This window comes from Pseudomonas artemisiae, assembly GCF_057128685.1.
In genome coordinates, this window is sequence record NZ_JBSKHS010000005.1 from 260,712 (window position 1) to 280,680 (window position 19,969).

General features: G+C 59.5%; 21 protein-coding genes, 1 tRNA gene and 1 pseudogene. 3 read left to right on the top strand and 20 right to left on the bottom strand.

What is annotated here, in order from left to right:
- On the top strand, positions 1-3,952 hold a 3,952-nt coding region (locus ACWKV4_RS08730), incomplete at its 5' end, for a putative Ig domain-containing protein (protein WP_483831677.1).
- Between the two features lie 390 nt (positions 3,953-4,342).
- Here ACWKV4_RS08730 and ACWKV4_RS08735 read toward each other — a convergent pair.
- The 18 genes from ACWKV4_RS08735 to ACWKV4_RS08820 all read right to left on the bottom strand — a co-directional run bounded on the left by ACWKV4_RS08735 (position 4,343) and on the right by ACWKV4_RS08820 (position 17,906).
- Positions 4,343-4,418, bottom strand: a tRNA-Lys gene (locus ACWKV4_RS08735).
- A gap of 61 nt (positions 4,419-4,479) precedes the next feature.
- Complete coding sequence (gene queC / locus ACWKV4_RS08740; RefSeq protein WP_483831678.1) at positions 4,480-5,154, bottom strand: 7-cyano-7-deazaguanine synthase QueC; 675 nt, start codon at positions 5,152-5,154, stop codon at positions 4,480-4,482.
- 15 nt (positions 5,155-5,169) lie between these two features.
- Complete coding sequence (gene queE / locus ACWKV4_RS08745; protein ID WP_483831679.1) at positions 5,170-5,817, bottom strand: 7-carboxy-7-deazaguanine synthase QueE; 648 nt, start codon at positions 5,815-5,817, stop codon at positions 5,170-5,172.
- A 161-nt stretch (positions 5,818-5,978) separates the two neighbouring features.
- The gene (ybgF, locus tag ACWKV4_RS08750) at positions 5,979-6,803 is read right to left on the bottom strand and encodes a tol-pal system protein YbgF (protein WP_483831680.1); all 825 of its coding nucleotides are present in this window, start codon (positions 6,801-6,803) and stop codon (positions 5,979-5,981) included.
- A 6-nt stretch (positions 6,804-6,809) separates the two neighbouring features.
- Entirely contained in the window at positions 6,810-7,325 is a 516-nt protein-coding gene (pal, locus tag ACWKV4_RS08755) for a peptidoglycan-associated lipoprotein Pal (protein WP_483831681.1), read from the bottom strand.
- A gap of 52 nt (positions 7,326-7,377) precedes the next feature.
- Positions 7,378-8,676 carry a Tol-Pal system beta propeller repeat protein TolB gene (gene tolB, locus ACWKV4_RS08760; RefSeq protein ID WP_483831682.1) on the bottom strand — a complete coding sequence of 433 codons (1,299 nt, stop codon included), beginning with the start codon at positions 8,674-8,676 and terminating at the stop codon, positions 7,378-7,380.
- Positions 8,673-9,776 (bottom strand): cell envelope integrity protein TolA, encoded by a 1,104-nt coding sequence (gene tolA / locus ACWKV4_RS08765; protein WP_483831732.1) that lies wholly within the window; start codon positions 9,774-9,776, stop codon positions 8,673-8,675. The genes tolB and tolA overlap by 4 nt, the downstream gene beginning before the upstream one ends.
- Positions 9,776-10,228: a protein TolR gene (tolR, locus tag ACWKV4_RS08770; RefSeq protein ID WP_483831683.1), complete on the bottom strand. Its 453-nt coding sequence runs from the start codon at positions 10,226-10,228 to the stop codon at positions 9,776-9,778. Before tolR ends, tolA begins: the two co-directional genes overlap by 1 nt.
- Before the next feature lie 14 nt (positions 10,229-10,242).
- Positions 10,243-10,938, bottom strand: coding sequence for a protein TolQ (gene tolQ, locus ACWKV4_RS08775; RefSeq protein ID WP_483831684.1), 696 nt, complete (start codon positions 10,936-10,938; stop codon positions 10,243-10,245).
- Positions 10,928-11,395: a tol-pal system-associated acyl-CoA thioesterase gene (gene ybgC, locus ACWKV4_RS08780; RefSeq protein ID WP_483831685.1), complete on the bottom strand. Its 468-nt coding sequence runs from the start codon at positions 11,393-11,395 to the stop codon at positions 10,928-10,930. Before ybgC ends, tolQ begins: the two co-directional genes overlap by 11 nt.
- 185 nt (positions 11,396-11,580) lie before the next feature.
- The gene (gene ruvB / locus ACWKV4_RS08785) at positions 11,581-12,618 is read right to left on the bottom strand and encodes a Holliday junction branch migration DNA helicase RuvB (protein ID WP_483831686.1); all 1,038 of its coding nucleotides are present in this window, start codon (positions 12,616-12,618) and stop codon (positions 11,581-11,583) included.
- Between the two features lies 1 nt (position 12,619).
- Positions 12,620-13,231: a Holliday junction branch migration protein RuvA gene (gene ruvA, locus ACWKV4_RS08790; protein ID WP_483831687.1), complete on the bottom strand. Its 612-nt coding sequence runs from the start codon at positions 13,229-13,231 to the stop codon at positions 12,620-12,622.
- A gap of 99 nt (positions 13,232-13,330) precedes the next feature.
- Complete coding sequence (gene ruvC / locus ACWKV4_RS08795; RefSeq protein ID WP_483831688.1) at positions 13,331-13,861, bottom strand: crossover junction endodeoxyribonuclease RuvC; 531 nt, start codon at positions 13,859-13,861, stop codon at positions 13,331-13,333.
- The gene (locus ACWKV4_RS08800) at positions 13,858-14,604 is read right to left on the bottom strand and encodes a YebC/PmpR family DNA-binding transcriptional regulator (protein ID WP_483831689.1); all 747 of its coding nucleotides are present in this window, start codon (positions 14,602-14,604) and stop codon (positions 13,858-13,860) included. Before ACWKV4_RS08800 ends, ruvC begins: the two co-directional genes overlap by 4 nt.
- A gap of 92 nt (positions 14,605-14,696) precedes the next feature.
- On the bottom strand, positions 14,697-16,472 hold the full coding sequence (aspS, locus tag ACWKV4_RS08805; RefSeq protein WP_483831690.1) for an aspartate--tRNA ligase: 1,776 nt from the start codon (positions 16,470-16,472) through the stop codon (positions 14,697-14,699).
- An 83-nt stretch (positions 16,473-16,555) separates the two neighbouring features.
- Positions 16,556-16,777 carry an FmdB family zinc ribbon protein gene (locus ACWKV4_RS08810; RefSeq protein ID WP_483831691.1) on the bottom strand — a complete coding sequence of 74 codons (222 nt, stop codon included), beginning with the start codon at positions 16,775-16,777 and terminating at the stop codon, positions 16,556-16,558.
- A 105-nt stretch (positions 16,778-16,882) separates the two neighbouring features.
- Complete coding sequence (locus ACWKV4_RS08815; protein ID WP_483831692.1) at positions 16,883-17,257, bottom strand: ribbon-helix-helix domain-containing protein; 375 nt, start codon at positions 17,255-17,257, stop codon at positions 16,883-16,885.
- Positions 17,258-17,432: 175 nt separating this feature from the next.
- Positions 17,433-17,906, bottom strand: coding sequence for a Dps family protein (locus ACWKV4_RS08820; protein ID WP_483831693.1), 474 nt, complete (start codon positions 17,904-17,906; stop codon positions 17,433-17,435).
- 385 nt (positions 17,907-18,291) lie between these two features.
- Between ACWKV4_RS08820 and ACWKV4_RS08825 the strand changes: the two are divergent.
- Both ACWKV4_RS08825 and ACWKV4_RS08830 read left to right on the top strand, forming a co-directional pair.
- A pseudogene (locus tag ACWKV4_RS08825) lies at positions 18,292-18,564 on the top strand (cold shock domain-containing protein membrane protein); the annotation flags it as partial.
- Positions 18,565-18,660: 96 nt separating this feature from the next.
- The gene (locus tag ACWKV4_RS08830; RefSeq protein ID WP_483831733.1) at positions 18,661-18,894 is read left to right on the top strand and encodes a cold-shock protein; all 234 of its coding nucleotides are present in this window, start codon (positions 18,661-18,663) and stop codon (positions 18,892-18,894) included.
- A gap of 10 nt (positions 18,895-18,904) precedes the next feature.
- On the opposite strand, the gene ACWKV4_RS08835 is transcribed toward ACWKV4_RS08830, so the two are convergent.
- Both ACWKV4_RS08835 and ACWKV4_RS08840 read right to left on the bottom strand, forming a co-directional pair.
- Entirely contained in the window at positions 18,905-19,111 is a 207-nt protein-coding gene (locus ACWKV4_RS08835) for a SlyX family protein (RefSeq protein WP_483831694.1), read from the bottom strand.
- Entirely contained in the window at positions 19,111-19,536 is a 426-nt protein-coding gene (locus tag ACWKV4_RS08840) for an HIT domain-containing protein (protein WP_483831695.1), read from the bottom strand. The genes ACWKV4_RS08835 and ACWKV4_RS08840 overlap by 1 nt, the downstream gene beginning before the upstream one ends.
- Positions 19,537-19,969 lie beyond the last annotated feature (433 nt).

The window sequence follows — 19,969 nt, forward strand, 5'->3', positions numbered from 1 at the left end:
CAGCGGCAAGCGCTTGGAGTTGGCAGTCACGGGTAATCTGCTCAACACGCTCAAAGCGACGGACTTTATCTTCAACAGTGCGCCAGTCGTTAACCATGCGCCCGTTGTGGCCGTACCTCTGGCAGACCAAAGCGCCAGCGAGACTACCCCGTTCAGCTACGTGATCCCGGCAGGCAGCTTCTCCGACGCCGACAATGACGCCCTGAGCTTCACCGCTACCCTGGCTGACGGCAGCGCCTTGCCGGCATGGCTCAAATTCGATGCCGCGACCCGCACCTTCAGCGGCACCCCGGATGCGAGCGCCGCCGGTACCTTTAACGTGACCGTGACCGCCAACGACGGTAAGGCTGGCACCGTCAGCGACACCTTCGCCCTGGCCGTACAGGACACCCCTGTTCCGGTCAACCATGCGCCGCTGGTGGCCGTACCTCTGGCAGACCAAAGCGCCAGCGAGACCACCCCGTTCAGCTACGTGATCCCGGCAGGCAGCTTCTCCGACGCCGACAACGACACCCTGAGCTTCACCGCTACCCTGGCTGACGGCAGCGCCTTGCCGGCGTGGCTCAAATTCGATGCCGCGACCCGCACCTTCAGCGGCACCCCGGATGCGAGCGCCGCCGGCACTTTCAACGTAACCGTGACCGCCAACGACGGTAAGGCTGGCACCGTCAGCGATACCTTCGTCCTGGCAGTCAAAGATGTACCCCCGGCCCAAGGCAATGTAATCAGCGGTACCGTGGGCAAGGACGTGCTCACGGGCACCAGCGGCAATGATCAACTGTTCGGCCTGGCCGGTGCGGACACCCTCAAGGGCGGCACTGGCAATGACCTGCTCGTAGGCGGCGGCGGTGCCGATAACCTGATGGGCGGCGCGGGGGCTGATACTTTCCGCATCACCACCCTGACCGACAGTTACCGCACTGCCAATACGGCATACACCGACCTGATCACCGATTTCGACGTCAGCATGGACAGCATTGACCTCGTCGGCCTGGGCTTCCGGGGCTTGGGGAACGGTAATAACGGCACCCTGCTGGTGCAATACAACAGCACCGCCAACCGCACCTATATCAAGAGCCTGGACGCCGATGCCAGTGGCAACCGCTTCGAGCTAGGGCTTCAGGGCAACTACCTCACCACCTTGAAAGCGTCCAACTTCGTGTTCTCGTCTGGCAGCCTGCCGGCGAACAACGCGCCGATGGTCACCGACCCGCTGCAGGACAGCACAGCGACCGAAAATACCGCCTTTAGCTACACCCTGTCGCAGACCGCATTCACCGACGCCGACAACGATGCGCTAACGTACACCGCTACCCTTCAAGACGGCACGGCGCTGCCTTCCTGGCTGACCTTTGACGCAAAAACCCTGACCTTCAGCGGTACCCCGGACGATAACGCCGCCGGTGTGTACAACTTCTTAGTCACCGCCACGGACAGCAAGGGCGCCTCTGCCAGCGACCTGTTCGCGGTAAGTGTTGCCGAAGCGCCACGCACCACCCTCACCGGCACTGCGGGCAAAGATACTTTGACTGGCACCACCCACGATGACCTGCTTCTAGGTTTGGGCGGCGCTGACACCCTTAAAGGCAACGCCGGGGCCGACGTTTTGGACGGCGGGACAGGGGCGGACATCCTTACCGGCGACGCAGGCGCGGACACCTTCCGTTTCTCGGCGGTCACTGATAGCTATCGCGATTACGACGCCGGTGGGATTACCGCCAGCGATACCATCACCGACTTCACCGTTGGCGTGGACAAGATCGACGTCTCCTCGCTAGGCATTCTTGGCTTGGGCGATGGTAGCCACGGTACGCTTTCCATCACCTCCAGCGGTGGCAAAACCTACATCAAATCGGGCGAATCAGATGCCGATGGCAACCGCTTCGAAGTCACCTTGCAGGGCAATTATTCCGCCACCCTGAGCGCCAGTGACTTTGTGTTTGCCGAGCGCGCCCCGCAACACATCCTCTTCGTGCCCACACTGGGCCAGTCCAACGCCCGGCTTCTGCGCATGACCGACGATGATGCGCAGTCGGGCATCACCGAACTGGTCAATGACCTGAAAAAATACACCGATTACGACGTGCGCAGCCAATTCACCGATGCCGACGGCAATGGTATCGACGTGGCCGTAGGTGGCAGCACAGTGAACGGGTTGTCTACCGGTAGCGAAGAAGAACTGCGCCTGTCTTGGTGGTTGTCCGACACCAACAAACCGGGGCCAGCCTTGCTGCGCGCCGTGGGCCTGCTACAAGAGCAGCTTGCCAGCCTCAAGGCCACCGACAACGTGACCATGGGCATCATCTGGGGCCAGGGCGAGGAAGCCGCGCAGGAGATCGGCCGCGCCGCCAACCCCGCCGCGCAGGCTGCCGCGTATAAAGCCAACACGCTGAAAGTGTTCGACTACCTGCACGCGCAGTTGGGGGACTTCAAGGTCTACATCATGGAAACTGGGCACTACGACGCGGATGCCGCGCGGGTGCGTGGCTATGATGAGGACAAGATCGCCCAGATCCAAAAAGGCTTGGTGGCCGTGCGAGCAGCACAGGAAGCGATGGCCGCAGAGCGTTCAGACGTAGACCTGGCCGTGGACTACACCGACCTGCCACTGCGTCAGGAAGCCGACCCCGTCACCTACCCGGACGACGTGTGGCACTTGCATGAAGAGTCTGCCGAAATCGTGGGCCAGCGCCTGGCCGACTATATCGCCACAGACCTTGGCTACAAGGGCAACACTACCGACAACCGTACCGCCCAGGATGTGTACAACGAAGTGGCTAGCCAGAATGGCGGCAACATTCTCGGTACCGACCAAGACGACACCCTGGTAGGCAGCGCCTACGGCGACACCCTGGACGGCGACCTTGGCGCGGATAACATGACTGGGGGCGATGGCAAGGATGTATACATCGTTGACAACGCACTGGACGTGGTCACTGAAACCAATGCGTCTGCTACCCAGATTGACACTGTAAAAGCGTCTGTCAGCTGGACGTTGGGCAATAACCTGGAGTACTTGGTGCTCACCGGCTACTCGGCCATCGACGGCACTGGTAACGCCCTGCGCAACTTCATTACCGGCAACGACGCGGCTAACGTACTGGATGGCAAAGGCGGCGCCGACAGCATGACCGGAGGCAATGGCTCAGACACCTACTATGTCGATAACATCGACGACACCACCGTCGAGAACAACAGTAACAGCGTCGTGGGCGGCATCGACACCGTGTACACCAGCCTGGCGACCTGGACCCTGAGCAGCAATGTGGAAAACCTGGTGATCAATACTACTGGCACTGCCAACGGTATCGGTAACGCACTGGATAACATATTGTTCGCCGGCAGCGGTAACAACGTGCTGGACGGCCGTGACGGCAACGACACCGTCTCTTATGCCTTCGCTACGGCCGGGGTGACTGTGGGCTTGAGCAGCAGTGCCCAGCAAAATACCGGCGGCTCTGGCTTGGACACCCTCAAGTACATCGAGAACGTGATCGGTAGTCATTTTAGCGACTCCCTTACCGGTAGCAGTGCCGCCAACGTGCTCGACGGCGGCGACGACAACGACACTCTGCTGGGCGGTGCCGGTGACGATACGCTTATTGGCGGCGCGGGCACCGACACACTCACCGGCGGTACGGGAGCCGATACCTACACATTCACTGCATTGGGTGATGTGGGGTTGGGCAGCTTGCGCGATGTGATCCAGGGCTTTAAAACCACCGAGGGCGACAAACTTGACCTCACCGGCATTGATGCCAACTCGACCACTGAAGCCCATGGCAGCTTCAGCTTCATCGGCAGCCAAGCGTTTAGCAGTAGCAACGCCGCAGGCCAGTTGCGTTTCGAAAACGGCATCCTGTACGGCAGCGTAAACGCTGACGCCAGCGCCGAGTTCGAGATCCAGTTGGTGGGCGTGACCCAACTGCAGCAAAGCGACTTCGCTGCATAAGGCGATAAAGGTCGCGGGGTAACGCCCGCGGCCGGCTTGCTGGCTATTGGGTTAGTGTTAAGAGCGCGCAAATTATCACCTGCCCTTGTCCCCTGCTAGCCTACTTGCCTTTGCTTTGTACCCCTCTTCATTCAGGCGCGCCAATGGCTTCAAGTAGAACGGTGGCCAGGAGGAGGGAGGCCTTGCTGTGGCAGAAGCTCAAAATAAGCACTGGGTGGCAGGCATGACGCCAGGGTATCTGCGCCGCGGGTAGGCGATTGAAAGAGTCTGACGCAGCTCAATTGTGGTTCGACAACATTCCGCTAGCGGTATATGTTTTGCGCCAGACGGCTGCAAGCCAGAGCTACAGAAACGCAAAAACCCTCCATATAGGAGGGTTCAGGCGGAACATGGTGGGTCGTGTGGGATTCGAACCTACGACCAATTGGTTAAAAGCCAACTGCTCTACCAACTGAGCTAACGACCCCTTTTGGTGGGGCGTATCATACTGATTTTTAAGCAGTAATCAACCCCTGTCAGGTAAAAAACTAGAAATAACGGGTAGGGTCCGGCACGCCCGCGGCAGCGAAGCCTTCGGCGCGTAGTCGGCAGCTGTCGCACTTACGGCAGGCTTCGCCCGCTGCGTTGGCCTGGTAGCAGGAGACGGTCAGGCTGTAGTCCACGCCATGGGCCATGCCGGCTTTTACGATATCGGCCTTGCTCAGATTCTGCAGCGGTGCGCGAATGCGGAAGCCCTGACCTTCGACGCCTGCCTTGGTGGCCAGGTTGGCCATACGCTCGAAAGCCTCTACGAATTCTGGGCGGCAATCTGGGTAACCGGAGTAGTCCACGGCGTTTACGCCGATGAAAATATCCTGCGCGCCCAGCACTTCTGCCCAGCCTAAGGCCAGAGACAGAAACACGGTGTTGCGCGCTGGCACGTAAGTCACCGGAATGCCTTCGGTGGGCGCCTCTGGTACGTCGATGCTGCTATCAGTCAGGGCGGAACCGCCGATGCCGTTGAGGTTAAGGCCGATAACCTTGTGTTCTACAACGTTCAGGTCTCTGGCAACCTGGGCTGCGGCGTGCAGTTCGGCGCGGTGGCGCTGGCCATAGTCGAAGCTCATGGTATAGCAGGTGTAGCCTTCGGCACGTGCCATGGCTACTACTGTGGCGGAGTCTAGCCCGCCAGACAGCAAGATAACGGCTTTCTTGTCAGACACAGATGCTCTCCTCATTCAGCGGCCGGGTTCGTCGTTCCACAACAATTTGTGCAGCTGCAGTTGGAAGCGGACCGGTAAATTGTCGGCGACTACCCAATCGGCTAGTTCGCTGGCCTTGATGTCATGGTGGCTGGGGGAAAACAAAACTTCCCCTGCCCGCTCGGCCAGGTTGTACTCGATCATCTTGGACACGGCCCAGTCGTAGTCTTCCCGAGAGCAGATCACAAATTTCACTTGGTCATTGCGCGTAAGCAGTGCCATGTTTTCGTAACGGTTGCGATGGACCTCGCGAGAACCTGGGGTTTTCAGGTCCACCACACGGCTGACTCGGGGGTCCGTGGCGCTAATGTCCAGCGCGCCGCTGGTTTCCAAAGACACTTCATAGCCAGCGTCACATAGCCGCTGCATCAGTGGGATGGCGTTGGGCTGGGCCATTGGCTCGCCACCGGTCACGCACACATAGCGTGGCCGAAAGGCGGCAACCTGCTCCATGATGTCGTCGAGGGTATAGAGCGTGCCGCCAGTGAAGGCATAGGCACTGTCGCAGTATTGGCAGCGCAGTGGACAGCCGGTCAGGCGAACGAACACCGTTGGCAAGCCAGCGGTTCGGGTCTCCCCCTGCAATGAGTGAAAGATTTCGGTAATACGTAATGTGTTAGACATAGTCGCCACGGGCGTGGCAGCTAAACAGGCCACCCGCCTCCGTTAGCACCCGCGCCCGCTGGCCAGGGGCCGCGCTTACGAAGGTTGTGAATAAAGGGCGCAAATTCTAACGAAAAAACCCGCGGCGTGCGCGGGTTGATTCGTGAAGTTTGGCCGGTCGGTCAGAGTTTTTGCAGATCCCGCTGCGCCAATTGCGCAGCCGCGGTACCTGGGTACTGGCTGATTACCTGTTGAAGGATAGGCTTGACCCGGTCAGTGTGCCCCAGGCGACGCTCTACATCCGCTAGTTTATAGAGCGAATCCGGCACCTTAGGGTGCTTGGGATACAGCTGACTCACCTTCGCAAAAGCTTGGCCAGCACCCTGCAGGTCACCCTTGGCCAGGTTTACCTCACCCAGCCAGTACTGAGCATTACCTGCGTATTGGCTACTGGGGTATTTACGCAGGAAAGCTGAAAATGCCTGGCTCGCCTTATCGAAGTCCTTCGCCTTGATCAGGTCGAAGGCCGCATCGTAGTAGAGCTTTTCCTTGGCGGGGTCGGCGGGCTCGGAGCTCGCGGCGCCTTGGTCGGCTGAAGCCATGTCAGTGCCAGAAGCACCGCCAGTGGCAGAATTCGCAGATGGATCGATGGCATTTGCCGGTTGTTGCGCAGGCGCACCTGTGCCGATACGGCGATCCAGGTCCTGGTAACGGTCCAGCGCTTCTTGCTTCATGCGCTGAATGTCATTTTGCTGGACTTCTACCTGCCCACGAAGGCGCGCGATATCTTCCTGCATTTGCTGAAGTTGCATGAACAGCTCGCCCTGCGCCGAAACAGGGGCCGAAGAGGCCCCCGCCCCGGCGTAGGCGCCGCTCGTGCCATAACCTGAGGGTGGATAGCTGGCACCGTTACCGGCGCCACTTCCATCAACCACGGGAACTGCTGCCCACGCCGAAACCGGAAGGGCAAGCACCAGAGTAGTTAAAGCACGGCGGCACGTTCGCATGACGAATTACTTACGCAGTTCGACGCGACGGTTTTGAGCCCAGGACTGCTCGTCGTTACCGGTAGCGACTGGACGCTCTTCGCCGTAGGAAACAATTTCAAGCTGAGCTGGAGAAACGCCCTGCAGGACCATGTAGCGCTGAACGGCCTTGGCACGACGCTCACCCAGCGCCATGTTGTATTCACGGGTACCGCGCTCGTCGGTATTACCTTCCAGAACGACGCGAGCGCCGCTAGCTTTCAGGTCCTTGGCGTGAACGTCCAGGGCACGCATGGCTTCTGGCTTCAGGTCAGAGCTGTCGTACTCGAAGTAGAAGGTGGTGATAGCGCGCAGAGCAGCTTCTTCGCTCATGCTGCCGTCGACAGCGCCGGTGTTTGCACCATAACCAGCGTTCGGATCCATAGAACCAGAACCAGCACCGTTGCCTTCACCAGCGTTATCGCCGCCCTTGGAGGAGCAACCTACAGCCACGGCCATGGCCAAGGCCAGCGCAGCGAATTTACCAAACTTCAGCATTTCCATCGTAAAACTCCTAATGAACCCCAGTGTGTTAAGTACAACGTTGTGCGCCGCGTCAGTTCAGGTAAGGGGACCAGGAAGGTTCTCTGACTTCGCCTTGTGCGGTAGGAAGCGGGAGCCTTACGCGTCCATTCAAGGACACGAGCATCAAGACTCCCCGGCCCTGCGAGCGGGTGGCGTAGATTACCATGGTGCCGTTGGGCGCAACAGTAGGCGACTCATCAAGACTCGAGTCCGTGAGGATCTTCACATTACCTCGAATTAGATCCTGAGAAGCCACCTTGAAATTGGTGAAGCCATCTTGACGATGGATCATCACCAACGTTTTTTCGTCGGCTGACAGTTTAGGGTTAGCGTTGTAGTTACCGACGAAAGTTACTCGTTCAGCGTTGCCGCCGCCCACCGACGTTTTATAGATCTGCGGTTTACCGCCACGGTCGGAGGTGAAATAAATAGTAGAGCCGTCCTTGCCCCAGAAAGGTTCGGTATCGATGGCAGGGCTGTTGGTTACGCGGGTCAGGCCACGGCTGCCAAGGTCCATTACATAAATCTCCGGGTTGCCATCCTTGGACAACACAAATGCCAGTCGGTTGCCGTCCGGGGAGAATGCTGGAGCGCCATTAAGGCCTTCGAAGTTGGTGAGCTGCTCACGACGGCCAGTATCTACATATTGAATAAAGATACGTGGGCGTTTTTGTTCGAAGGACACATAAGCGATGCGCTTGCCGTCCGGTGCGTAACGGGGAGACAAGATAGGCTCGCGCGATTGCAGCAAGGTTACGGCGCGAGCACCGTCATAGTCCGAGCGCTGCAATGTGTAACGCGTATTACTGCCACCTAAACGCTCGGCGGTGACGTACAACATGCGAGTGGAAAACGCACCTTTGATGCCGGTCAGTTTTTCAAAGGACTGATCGGCAATAAAATGCGCCATGTCGCGCAGTTGATCTACCCCGCCACTCACGCTGCCGGTAGTCACTTGCTGTTCAGTCGCCACGTTAAACAGGGTGTACTGCACCTGCAAGCGCCCGCCGGCTGGCACGATACTGCCAACCATCAAGTATTGAGCCCCCAGGGCTTTCCAGTCACGGAAGATCACTTCGCTAGGCTGGGCGGGCAGGCTGATCATATTCTGCCGGGGGATGGGGGCATAGTAGCCAGAGTTGCGCAGGTCATCACCGATGATTTGCGCCATGTCGTCAGGCAACGAGCCGCCCTGGTAGCCGAAAGGCACTACCGCGATAGGCGTGGCACGATCACTGCCGCTGGTGACCATAATGTTTTTTTCGTCGGCGTTGACCAACCCCGCCGCGCAACACAGCACGACAAGCAGTCCTCGGAGAAGGGTAATCACAACGCAAGATCCTCAGGTGTGAATGTCATTTTGAAGGAACGGTAAGGGTTGAAATCAGCAGGCTTCAGACCCTGCATTTCGGTCAAACGACCAATATTCTTCACCGCCGCTACCGCTGAACTGTCGAACGGGCCATCTCCGCTGGACTTCGCCACGCTGACATTGGTTACCGTGCCGTCAGGCAGCATGTTGATTTGCAGTACCACGATCATGCCTTTGCGCGCGGACGGTGGGCGAGCCCAGCCCTCAGCAGCGCGAGAGCGGATCAAATCATCGAAGTTACCCGCGACCTCATCACCCTGCTCATCGGCCAAGGCCTGCTGACGCTGGGGCGTATCGGACAGCAAGTCGGCCAATGCCTGGGCCTTTTTGTCCTCGGCAGCCTTGCGCGCAGCATCTTGTGCCTTTTTCTTGGCCGCATCGGCGGCCGCTTTCTTCTTCGCATCCTCGGCAGCTTTAGCCTTAGCGGCATCAGCAGCCTTGGCCTTGGCGTCGTCGGCAGCTTTTTTCTTGGCGTCTTCAGCAGCCTTGGCAGCGTCCGCGGCGGCTTTCTTTTTAGCGTCGTCAGCGGCCTGTTTTTTCGCCTCTTCTTCAGCCTGCTTCTTGGCTTCGTCTTCGGCGCGTTTTTTGGCGACATCAGCCTGTTCGGCTTTCTTCGCCGCGGCGGCTTTTGCGGCCTCGGCTGCCTTGGCAGCTTCTGCAGCCTTCGCGGCTTCCGCAGCTTTGGCCGCGGCGTCGGCTTTCTTGGCTTCATCGGCCTTCTGGGCGGCTTCGGCCTTTTGAGCGGCGTCCGCTTTCTTTTGTTCCGCCGCTTTTATTTCCTCCTGCTCGACCTTTTTGGTCTCCATCTGCTCGACTTCCGTCTGACGCGCCGCGGATTTCTTGGCTTCGCCTGCAAGCTTTTGGTTGGTCTGAGTCGTGGCCTGGCTCTTGGACTTGAGCTGATAGAGGGTCGCCTGAACGATAGGCCGGGCTGGCGGCAACTCAGGCGTCATGGCGAAGCTGACGAACAGCATGCCGAAGATCAGCACGTGCAGTGCTACGGCCCACACTGCGGGCCAGAAGTAGTTTTCCGAGGCGGAATGCTCTCGATGTCGCATCACGGGGCCTCGGTAATCAGGCCGACATTACCCACGCCAGCCTTTTGCAGGCCGCCCATGGCGCCCATCACGGCACCATAGTCCACCGCTTTGTCACCGCGGATGAACACTTGGGTCTTTTTGCCGTTCTCGTTGCCCTGGTTGATGATCGCCGTTACGGCCTGAGTCATTTGGGGCAAGGTGTTGGCCTTGGCCATTTGCTTGTCGGTATCGACTTCGCTGCCCAGGTTCCAGTAGTAGGTTTTATCCGCCTTGATGGAAATGGTCAGCACCTGCACGTTGTTATCCTGTGGCAGGGCTTCGCTGGATACCTTGGGCAAGTCCACTTTCACGCCCTGGTTGAGCATGGGTGCGGTAACCATGAAGATGACCAGCAGTACCAACATCACATCGATATAGGGCACTACGTTCATCTCGGCTACCGGCTTGCGTTTTTGCCGAACTCGAGCCATTGGAAAATACCTGCTTACTCTTCGCTGGTGTGCACTTTACGGTGCAGGATCGCCTGGAACTCATCGGCGAAGGTGTAGTAACGGCTGATCAGGGTTTCGCTACGGGCAGCGAACCGGTTATAGGCGATAACCGCCGGGATAGCCGCGAACAAACCAATGGCGGTAGCAATCAACGCTTCGGCAATACCCGGTGCAACGGTTGCCAAGGTCGCTTGCTGGGCACCGGCCAGGCCGCGGAAGGAGTTCATGATCCCCCATACGGTACCGAACAGGCCGATATACGGGCTGGTGGAACCCACGGTGGCCAAGAATGGAAGGGTTTGTTCGAGCTTTTCTTCTTCACGGGAGATGGCCACCCGCATGGCACGGCCCACGCCTTCCATTACCGCGTCGGGGTCCACGCCTGGCTGTTGGCGCAGCCGCGAGAACTCCTTGAAGCCTGCGCGGAATACTTGCTCCACGCCAGAGTCTGGGTCTGGGTTGCTGCCTGCCTGCCGATACAGCTTGGAGAGGTCGATGCCCGACCAGAAGCGTTCTTCAAAGGCGTCCAGGGCTCGGCGCCCTGCACGGATCAGGTTACTGCGCTGGAAAATAATGACCCACGAAGTGACCGAGGCGGCCACCAGGATCAGCATAACCAGTTGCACCACGATGCTGGCGTTACTGACCAGGCTCCACATGGAGGTATGGTCGACGGCGTTAGCTTCCACGCTGGATCTCCTGCTCTTGAGTTGTACCCGGGCCATCTTTGGCGGCGAAGGCCGCGTGCATGGCGGGTGGAATGGCTCGGGGTTTGAAGTTGTCGGCACGTACGCAGGCCACTAGAAACTGGCCCTCGCACAGCAGTTGCTGGTCGCAAGCGCGCCGCACCTGCTGCATGAAGCGCAGGCTGGCACGGTTGAGTTCACCTACTTCGACACTCACCAGCAGTTCGTCGTCCAACCGCGCCGGCACGTGATAACGCGCTTCGCTGGTATGAACCACGAACAGCATGTTCTCGGCCGCAAGCACGGACTGGACATAGCCCAACTCGCGCAAGCGCTCGGTGCGTGCCCGTTCCATGAACTTGAGGTAGTTGACGTAGTAAACGATACCGCCGGCATCGGTGTCCTCGTAGTAGACGCGACAACGATAAATGAACGGCGCTAGCCCGTTTTGCGCGCGCATACTCTAGTGCGAACTCCGTAGGTTGCCAATCCAACCCAGCAATTGTTTTTTCAGTGGCGTGAAGGCCACAGGTTGCCGAGCCTTCATACCGGCCGAGGGCGCCGCATTGAAACCTTCACTTAAATCCATTTTGTGCGAGCCTAGGACCACTGAATCGGCCATTTGATCGGCGCAACCGAACGCAATCATGCCGGCTCATCCGGAAAGCCGGGGTCGGACAACTCAGGCCGGTTCAGGCCGAAGTGCAAGTAAGCATGACGCGTTACCACCCTCCCCCGCGGCGTACGCATGATATAGCCCTGCTGAATCAGGTACGGCTCCAACACATCCTCGATGGTATGGCGCTCCTCGCTGATGGCCGCGGCCAGGTTATCGACCCCAACCGGGCCACCGTCGAACTTCTCGATCATGGTCAGCAGCAGGCGACGGTCCTGGTGGTCCAGGCCACGCTCGTCTACGTCGAGCATGTTCAACGCCAGGTCCGCGACCGGCTTGGTGATATCACCCTTGCCCCGTACCTGAGCATAATCACGCACTCGACGCAGCAGGCGGTTGGCGATCCGTGGCGTACCGCGGGCACGACGGGCGATTTCGAAGGCGCCGTCCGGGTCGATGCTCAAACCCAGGATGCGCGCCGAACGTGCCACGATGGTGGCCAGGTCTGCGTTATTGTAGAACTCCAGCCGCTGAACGATACCGAAGCGGTCGCGCAGGGGGTTGGTAAGCATGCCGGCGCGAGTGGTAGCCCCCACTAGGGTAAAGGGCGGCAGGTCCAGTTTGATGGAGCGGGCAGCCGGCCCTTCGCCAATCATGATGTCCAGCTGGAAATCTTCCATGGCCGGGTACAGCACTTCTTCGACAATGGGTGACAACCGGTGGATTTCGTCGATGAACAGTACATCGTGAGGTTCGAGGTTGGTCAGCATGGCCGCCAAGTCACCCGGGCGCTCCAGCACCGGCCCGGACGTGCTTTTGATGGACACGCCCATTTCTTCGGCAATGATATTGGCCAGGGTGGTTTTACCCAGCCCTGGTGGGCCGAAGATCAGCGTGTGGTCCAGAGACTCGCCGCGCCCTCGGGCCGCCTGGATGAACAGCTCCATCTGTTCGCGCACCACTGGCTGGCCGATGTATTCAGCCAACTGCAACGGCCGAATGGCGCGGTCTTGCTGTTCTTCACGGTCTCGCCCCGTGGCGGAAATCAGGCGGTCGGCTTCAATCACGTTAGATCATCCCTTTAAGGGCGCGGCGAATCAGGTCTTCACTGGAAAGGCCCTTTTCGTTGACCGCTGCCACGGCCTTGCTGGCTTCCTGAGGCTTATAACCCAAGGATACCAACGCGCTGACCGCGTCGGTTTCCGCGGTGGCCGCCACTGGCCTGGGCCGGCTGCCATCGTCGGGTACCAGCTCGAACATGGCAGGGGTGGCTTGCCAGGCCTTGAAGCGGTCCTTGAGTTCGACCAATAGGCGCTCGGCTGTTTTTTTGCCCACGCCCGGTACCTTGACCAAGGCGCTAGTGTCCTGGGCCTGCACGCAGCGCACCAGTTCGTCCACTTCCAGGCTGGACATCAAGGCCAAGGCCAGTTTTGGCCCCACCCCGTTAAGGCGAATCAATTCACGAAACAGCTCTCGCTCACGCCGCTCGTAGAAGCCATAGAGCAATTGGGCGTCTTCGCGCACCACCAGGTGCGTATGCAAGGTAAGCGCTTGGCCCACTGGTGGCAGGCGATACAGCGTAGTCATGGGCACTTCCAGCTCATAGCCAAGCCCATTGACATCGAGAATTAGGTGTGGCGGTTGTTTTTCCGCCAGGGTGCCGCGCAAACGTCCGATCACGATGAGTTCCTGAGATGCCGAAGGCTGTCCGCCAGCCAATGTCCATGATCGCAGCATGACGAGCATCGGCAAACGAAAAAGTTTTAGGGGATGCTGCGGCTAGAGCCTGAGGCGGCCACCACGGCTACGTGCCGTAGACAGGCCATGGGGTACCAGGCTGGATCGGGTGTGGGCATGGCACAATGCAATCGCCAAAGCGTCGGAGGCGTCTATCTGGGGCTTGGTGGTGAGCTTGAGCAAGTGCATCACCATCAGTTGCACCTGTTCCTTGCTGGCACCGCCCGTGCCGGTGATGGCCTGTTTGACCTGGGTAGCGGAATATTCGGCGATTTCCAAGCCCTCCTCCGCCGCCGCCACGATAGCCGCGCCCCTGGCCTGGCCGAGCTTTAGGGCAGAGTCGGCGTTACGCGCCATGAACACCCGCTCGATGCCCATGGTAACCGGCCCATGGGCGCTGATGACCTCACGCACGCTGCGGTAAACCACCTGCAGCCGTTCGTGCAGCTCGCCACTGCCGGTGCGGATACACCCGGAGGCCACGTACTCGCAGCCTCGCCCAAGCCCGCGGTCGAGCACTACACCGTAACCGGTGATCCGCGAGCCGGGGTCGATCCCAAGAATAAGGCTCAACCGAGCTGTTCCATGATGTCATCGGAGATGGCAGCGTTCGAATACACGTTCTGAACGTCGTCCAAGTCTTCAAGCATGTCGATCAGCTTGATGACCTTTTCCGCGCCGTCGCGATCGAGCTCTGCCTGAGTACTGGGCGCCATGATGATTTCCGCGTCGGCGGCCTTGAAGCCCAGCTCTTCGAGCTTGGTGCGCACGGCATAGAAGCTGGCGAAGGAGGTGAACACGTCCATGGAGCCGTCTTCGTGGGTGACCACGTCGTCGGCGTCTGCCTCCATGGCCGCTTCCATCAACGCGTCCTCGTCTACCCCAGGCGCAAAGCTCAGCTGGCCCTTGCGGTCGAACAGATAAGCGACCGAGCCATCGGTGCCCAGGTTGCCGCCGCACTTGCTGAAAGCATGTCGAACCGCTGCCGCGGTGCGGTTGCGGTTGTCGCTCATGGCCTCGACCATCACGGCTACGCCACCGGGGCCATAGCCTTCGTAGCTCAGTTCCTCGACGTTCTCGCCGTCAGTGGTGCCTGCGCCCCGCGCGATGGCCCGCTCGATGATATCGCGGCTCATGTTGGCGCCCAGGGCTTTGTCCAGCGCCAGGCGCAGTCGTGGGTTGGAGGCGGGATCGCCCCCACCCTGCTTGGCCGCGACCGTCAGTTCACGAATCCACTTGGTGAAGATCTTGCCTCTTTTGGCATCCTGGCGTTCTTTGCGGTGCTTGATGTTCGCCCACTTGGAATGACCGGCCATACAGACTCCAAAACGTTTTCATGACAAACCACCCCCGCGCGCGAAACGCGGCGGGGGCGCAGGGTAGTACAAGGAACGCCAAAGCGCGCCCGTTATTCGGCCTTGGGCTGTTCGCGCAGGCGAATGTGCAACTCGCGCAGGGCCTTGGCATCCACCGCGCCCGGCGCCTGGGTCATCACATCGGCGGCGCTCTGGGTTTTCGGGAAGGCAATGACTTCCCGAATGGATTGAGCGCCGGTCATCAGCATGACCAAGCGGTCCAGGCCAAAGGCCAGGCCGCCATGGGGCGGGGCGCCGAACTTGAGCGCGTCCAGCAGGAAGCCGAACTTCTCCTCTTGCTCGGCCGCGTCGATGCCCAGCAGGCGGAACACCGCCTGCTGCATTTCCTTGCGGTGAATACGGATAGACCCGCCGCCAAGCTCGGTACCATTGAGCACCATGTCGTAGGCACGGGACAGCGCGCCGCTGGGGTTGGCTTCCAGTTCGGCAGGGCTGCACTTGGGCGCAGTGAATGGGTGGTGTACCGCGCTCACGCTACCGTCGTCGTTCTCTTCGAACATCGGGAAGTCGATGACCCACATCGGTGCCCACTCACAGGTGTGCAGCTCCAAGTCATTGCCCAGGCGAATACGCAGCGCGCCCAGGGCTTCGCTGACGACCTTGGCTTTGTCCGCGCCGAAGAACACGATATCGCCATCCACCGCGCCCACGCGATCGAGGATCACGTTCAGGTTGGCTTCCGGAATGTTCTTGACGATAGGCGACTGCAAGCCGTCCACGCCCTTGGCACGCTCGTTGACCTTGATGTAGGCCAGGCCCTTGGCCCCGTAGATGCTGACGAACTTGGTGTACTCGTCGATCTTGCTGCGCGGCATGCTGGCGCCGTTAGGCACTCGCAACGCGGCTACACGGCACTTGGGATCGTTGGCCGGGCCGCTGAAGACCTTGAATTCCACACCCTTGAGCTGGTCGGCGACGTCTACCAGTTCCAGCGGGATACGCAAGTCAGGCTTGTCCGAGCCGTAGCGGCGCATGGCCTCTTCGTAGGTCATGTGCAGGAACTCACCGAACTCTACGTTCAGCACTTCCTTGAACAATTGGCGGATCATGCCTTCGGTCAGGCCCATGATCTCGCTTTCGTCCAGGAAGCTGGTTTCGATGTCGATCTGAGTGAATTCCGGCTGGCGGTCAGCACGCAGGTCTTCATCGCGGAAGCACTTGGCGATCTGGTAGTAACGGTCGAAGCCGGCCACCATCAGCAGCTGTTTGAACTGCTGAGGAGATTGTGGCAACGCGAAGAAGCTGCCGGCGTGGGTACGGCTAGGCACCAGGTAGTCGCGCGCACCCTCGGGGGTTGCACGGGTAAGGATGGGCGTTTCGACGTCCAGGAAGCCGTTTTCATCAAGGAAGCGGCGCACGCTGCTGGTGATGCGCGAACGCAGGCGCAGCTTCTCGGCCATTTCGGGGCGGCGCAGGTCGATGTAGCGGTAGCGCAGGCGGGTTTCTTCACCCACATCGGAATATTCGTTCAACGGGAACGGAGGGGTTTCGGACTCATTGAGTACTTCCAGCTCGTAGCCCAGTACCTCGATGGCACCGGAGGCCATGTTCGGGTTCACCGCGCCAGCCGGGCGCAAGCGCACCTTGCCGCGAATACGCACCACATACTCACTGCGCACGCGATCCGCGGCGGAAAAGGATTCGGCGCGGTCCGGGTCGAACACCACTTGGGCCATGCCCTCGCGATCGCGGACGTCGAGGAAAATCACCCCGCCATGGTCACGGCGGCGGTGGACCCAGCCGCAAAGGGTGATTTCCTGGCCGTCCAGGCTCTCGTTCAGTTGGCCGCAATAGTGGCTGCGCATCATGATGGTCGGTTCACTTATAGTCAGTCGTGTTCGGGCGGGCCCGCATCACCGGCAGTGTGCAGCACCCAGCGAGGGGGTTCAACTCAGTCGGCCTTGTCGGCGCCAGCAAGGTTTTTCTTGGCGCCGGTCTTGAAGTCGGTTTCATACCAGCCATTGCCACTCAACCGGAAACCTGCCTGTGACACAGCCTTGCGCAGCTGGGGCGCCGCGCAGGCGGGGCATTCGGTCAAAGGCGCGTCACTGAATTTCTGGATGGTTTCCAACTGGTGACCACAGCTGTCGCATTGGTAATTGTACAAGGGCATATTACAGGTGCTCGGCTACGAACGTGGCGCGAAGGCGCTGGTTAACTTAAGCGCGGAATTATATCTGGTTACCCGCGCTAGGCTGCAAGCTCCCTGGTGCCACGTTTATCGCTCCGAGCATCGCTCCGGGGCGTCCATAGCGTCTTGGTTCTGCTTGGGCGAGGAAGCTTGTTCGAGCAGATAGGCGACGCAGACTACCCTGACCAACCCACTGAAGTTCTTCACGCCCCCATGACGCAGGTGTACCTCACGGTCCAGATACGATAGCAACTGATTGACGGTGCAGTGATTGCGCTCGGCCAACGTTTGCAGAATGTTCCAGTACACCCGCTCCAGGCGCAGGCAGGTCGCGAAGCCGTTTAACCGCACAGAACGCGCCATGGGCCGCGCCAGGGCCATGTCGAAATCCTTTTCAAAAGGGTCTAGCAACAGTTTGGCGGCGCCGGAGCAACGCGGCGGCTGGGAGCAGTTCATCAACATGTGTCACCTTCCTTGGCCTGATTCGGACGCACGAAAGCGCGCCCCACGGCTTTAATAGAAACCTGGGGACAAGGGATGAGGGAGGGAGCGGAACGATCAGGAAGGTAGGAAATTGCGCTGACACGCGCGAGGTAAAAACGCCCCGACGGCGGTAGCCACCGGGGCGGTGCCAGAGTTACTTGTCTTCAAGCAGAGCGCGAAGCATCCAGGCGGTTTTTTCGTGGGTTTGCATGCGCTGGGTCAACAAGTCCGCGGTGGGCTCGTCGCTGACTTTATCCAGCAACGGGAACAGGCTGCGCGCGGTGCGAACCACGGCTTCCTGGCCGTCCACCAACTGGCGGATCATCTCGTCGGCCGCCGGCACGCCGTCTTCCACCTTGATGGACGACAAGCGTTCATAGGTGGCATAGGTACCCGGCGCGGGGAAGCCCAGCGCGCGAATACGTTCGGCGATGGAATCCACGGCCAAGGCCAGCTCGTTGTACTGCTCTTCGAACATCAAGTGCAGGGTGCGGAACATCGGGCCACTGACGTTCCAGTGGAAGTTATGGGTTTTGAGGTACAGCACGTAGGTGTCGGAGAGCAACCGCGACAAGCCATCCACGATGGATTTGCGATCTTCTTCGCTGATGCCGATATCAATTGCCATGGGGTTCCCCTTATGTGGTGAAACGTTTCAAAAGGTGCGTCGGCTACTGTATCAATAAACCTCGGGGCGCCACAGCGTTGGGCCAGCCTTGATGCTGACACCTGCCGCCAGGCGCCGGGCGTCGCTAAAGACGAGGTTAGAAGCCTGCCTTGGGCGGTTGGAATTGAGTCCACGGGGCTATTTCCTGTTAAATAGCCGGCGTGCCACCGACGCGCGCCAACTTCCTTCGAGTCACCGCTTTTTCTCTCGTTCCATGCGGTTGTCACGCAGGCTTGGCGCGTAGGCGCATAGGCCAATCCCTTCCAGCCGTCTTTCGTTCACTACCGTACGGGTTCTGTAAGGGATCAGCGCTTCATGATCCTTTGACAAAATGTGAGTCAAACCTATGTTGAAAACCGTTCATCTCCTGACAGGCGTGGGCGCCTTGCTGTTGGCCGCCCTGCCCGGCGTTTTGCCGGACGCCTTGCCCTACCTCTCGCAAACCGATGCCTTTCACCTGGCCTTTATCGGCCTGGGCAACCTGTTGTTCGCACCTCTGATTCCGCAATGGAAGCACAACCCTCGGCAAACCCTGCAAGGCTTCGTCAGTGCACTATTGGTGCTGGCGGCCGTATTGCAAGCGCTCGTGCTGTATGCGCCACTGCCGCTGGTGGCGGGCGAGCCTGCCGTGTGGCTAGGGCTGCTGTCGATGTTCGCCGCGGCGATCTTGCAGCTGGTAGCCAGCCAACCACGTCATCACCCTACCCCGGCCCCTGTGAACTTTAACTCCGCCAACCGGGACACCGGGACCGTGAAGTGGTTTAACACGTCCAAAGGGTTCGGGTTCATCTCGCGCGATTCGGGTGACGATATCTTCGTTCACTTCCGCGCCATCCGTGGCGAAGGCCACCGTGTGCTGGTAGAAGGCCAACGGGTGGAGTTCTCAGTGATGAACCGCGACAAAGGCCTACAGGCCGAAGATGTGGTAGCCGCGGCTCCAGGCCGTTAAGGTGTAGAGCCTAGTAATGGGGGGGTGGGGCCTCTTCTCCCGCCTCCCCATACTGCCCCGCCAACTCACGATAACGCTCGATCAACTGGCCCAGCTGCAACCCTATGCGCTCCAGTTGCCGCTGTTGCTCTACCACTACCTCATTCAGAGCCTGAATGGTGTCATCCTGGAACGCCAAGCGGGTTTCCAGCTCAGTGACTCGATTCTCAAGCTCCATCACTTCGCCACCCACTGAAAATCGCCGGGCAATTCGCCCTTGAGCTGCGCCTTGAGTTCGCTCAGGCGGGATTCGTCATAGGCCACGGCGGGCACCTTGCCCCAGACAGGCCCAGGCCAGGCTGCATCGCTGGTGTAGCGGGCGATGACATGCACATGCAATTGCGCCACAACGTTGCCCAGGGCTGCGATATTGATTTTATCAGCGAGTGTTAGCTGCTTTAGAGCTTTTCCAAGCTGGGCGGTTTCCACCGCAAGCTGCGCCTGATCGGCTACGTTCAGCTCAAAAACTTCAGTAACCCCTACGCGGCGCGGGACCAGAATCAGCCAGGGATAGTTGGCATCGCGGCTAAGCAGTAGTTGGCAGAGGGGGAAATCGCCCAGCACCCAGGTATCGGCTTGCAAGCGGGAATCGAGTTCGAACAAAGACAGGCTCCTATGGCGAAATACGGGCGCTAGCGTTCTGCGCCCGGCTAGCATAACCCCTACCCGTCCATTTTAGGATTGGGCCGCCGCCCTGGATTGGCTCGGGCAATAGTTCATACGCACCAATTTGTGGCTTTAATGCCTGTGCCAGAACCAATTGCCTGGCCTAGGGGCGCGGTTTACAAATGTAAGCCGTGCAAACCTTGCCAAGCTAAAAAGTTCCGCTAGCCTCTCACCACCGCTGTGCTACTTTTTGCACCATAACAGAACACATGGGCTACCATCCGTACGCTTTATCCCTTCAGCATCAAAGGGTAACGTGATAAAGGTAACACTGTGTTGAGGTTATAAAGGGCACCATCTTAAAGCGGTGCGGCTGTCAAGTACGGCGTACCTTGGGCTAAGCCCTTGTACGCTGAGGGGTTTTTGCGTT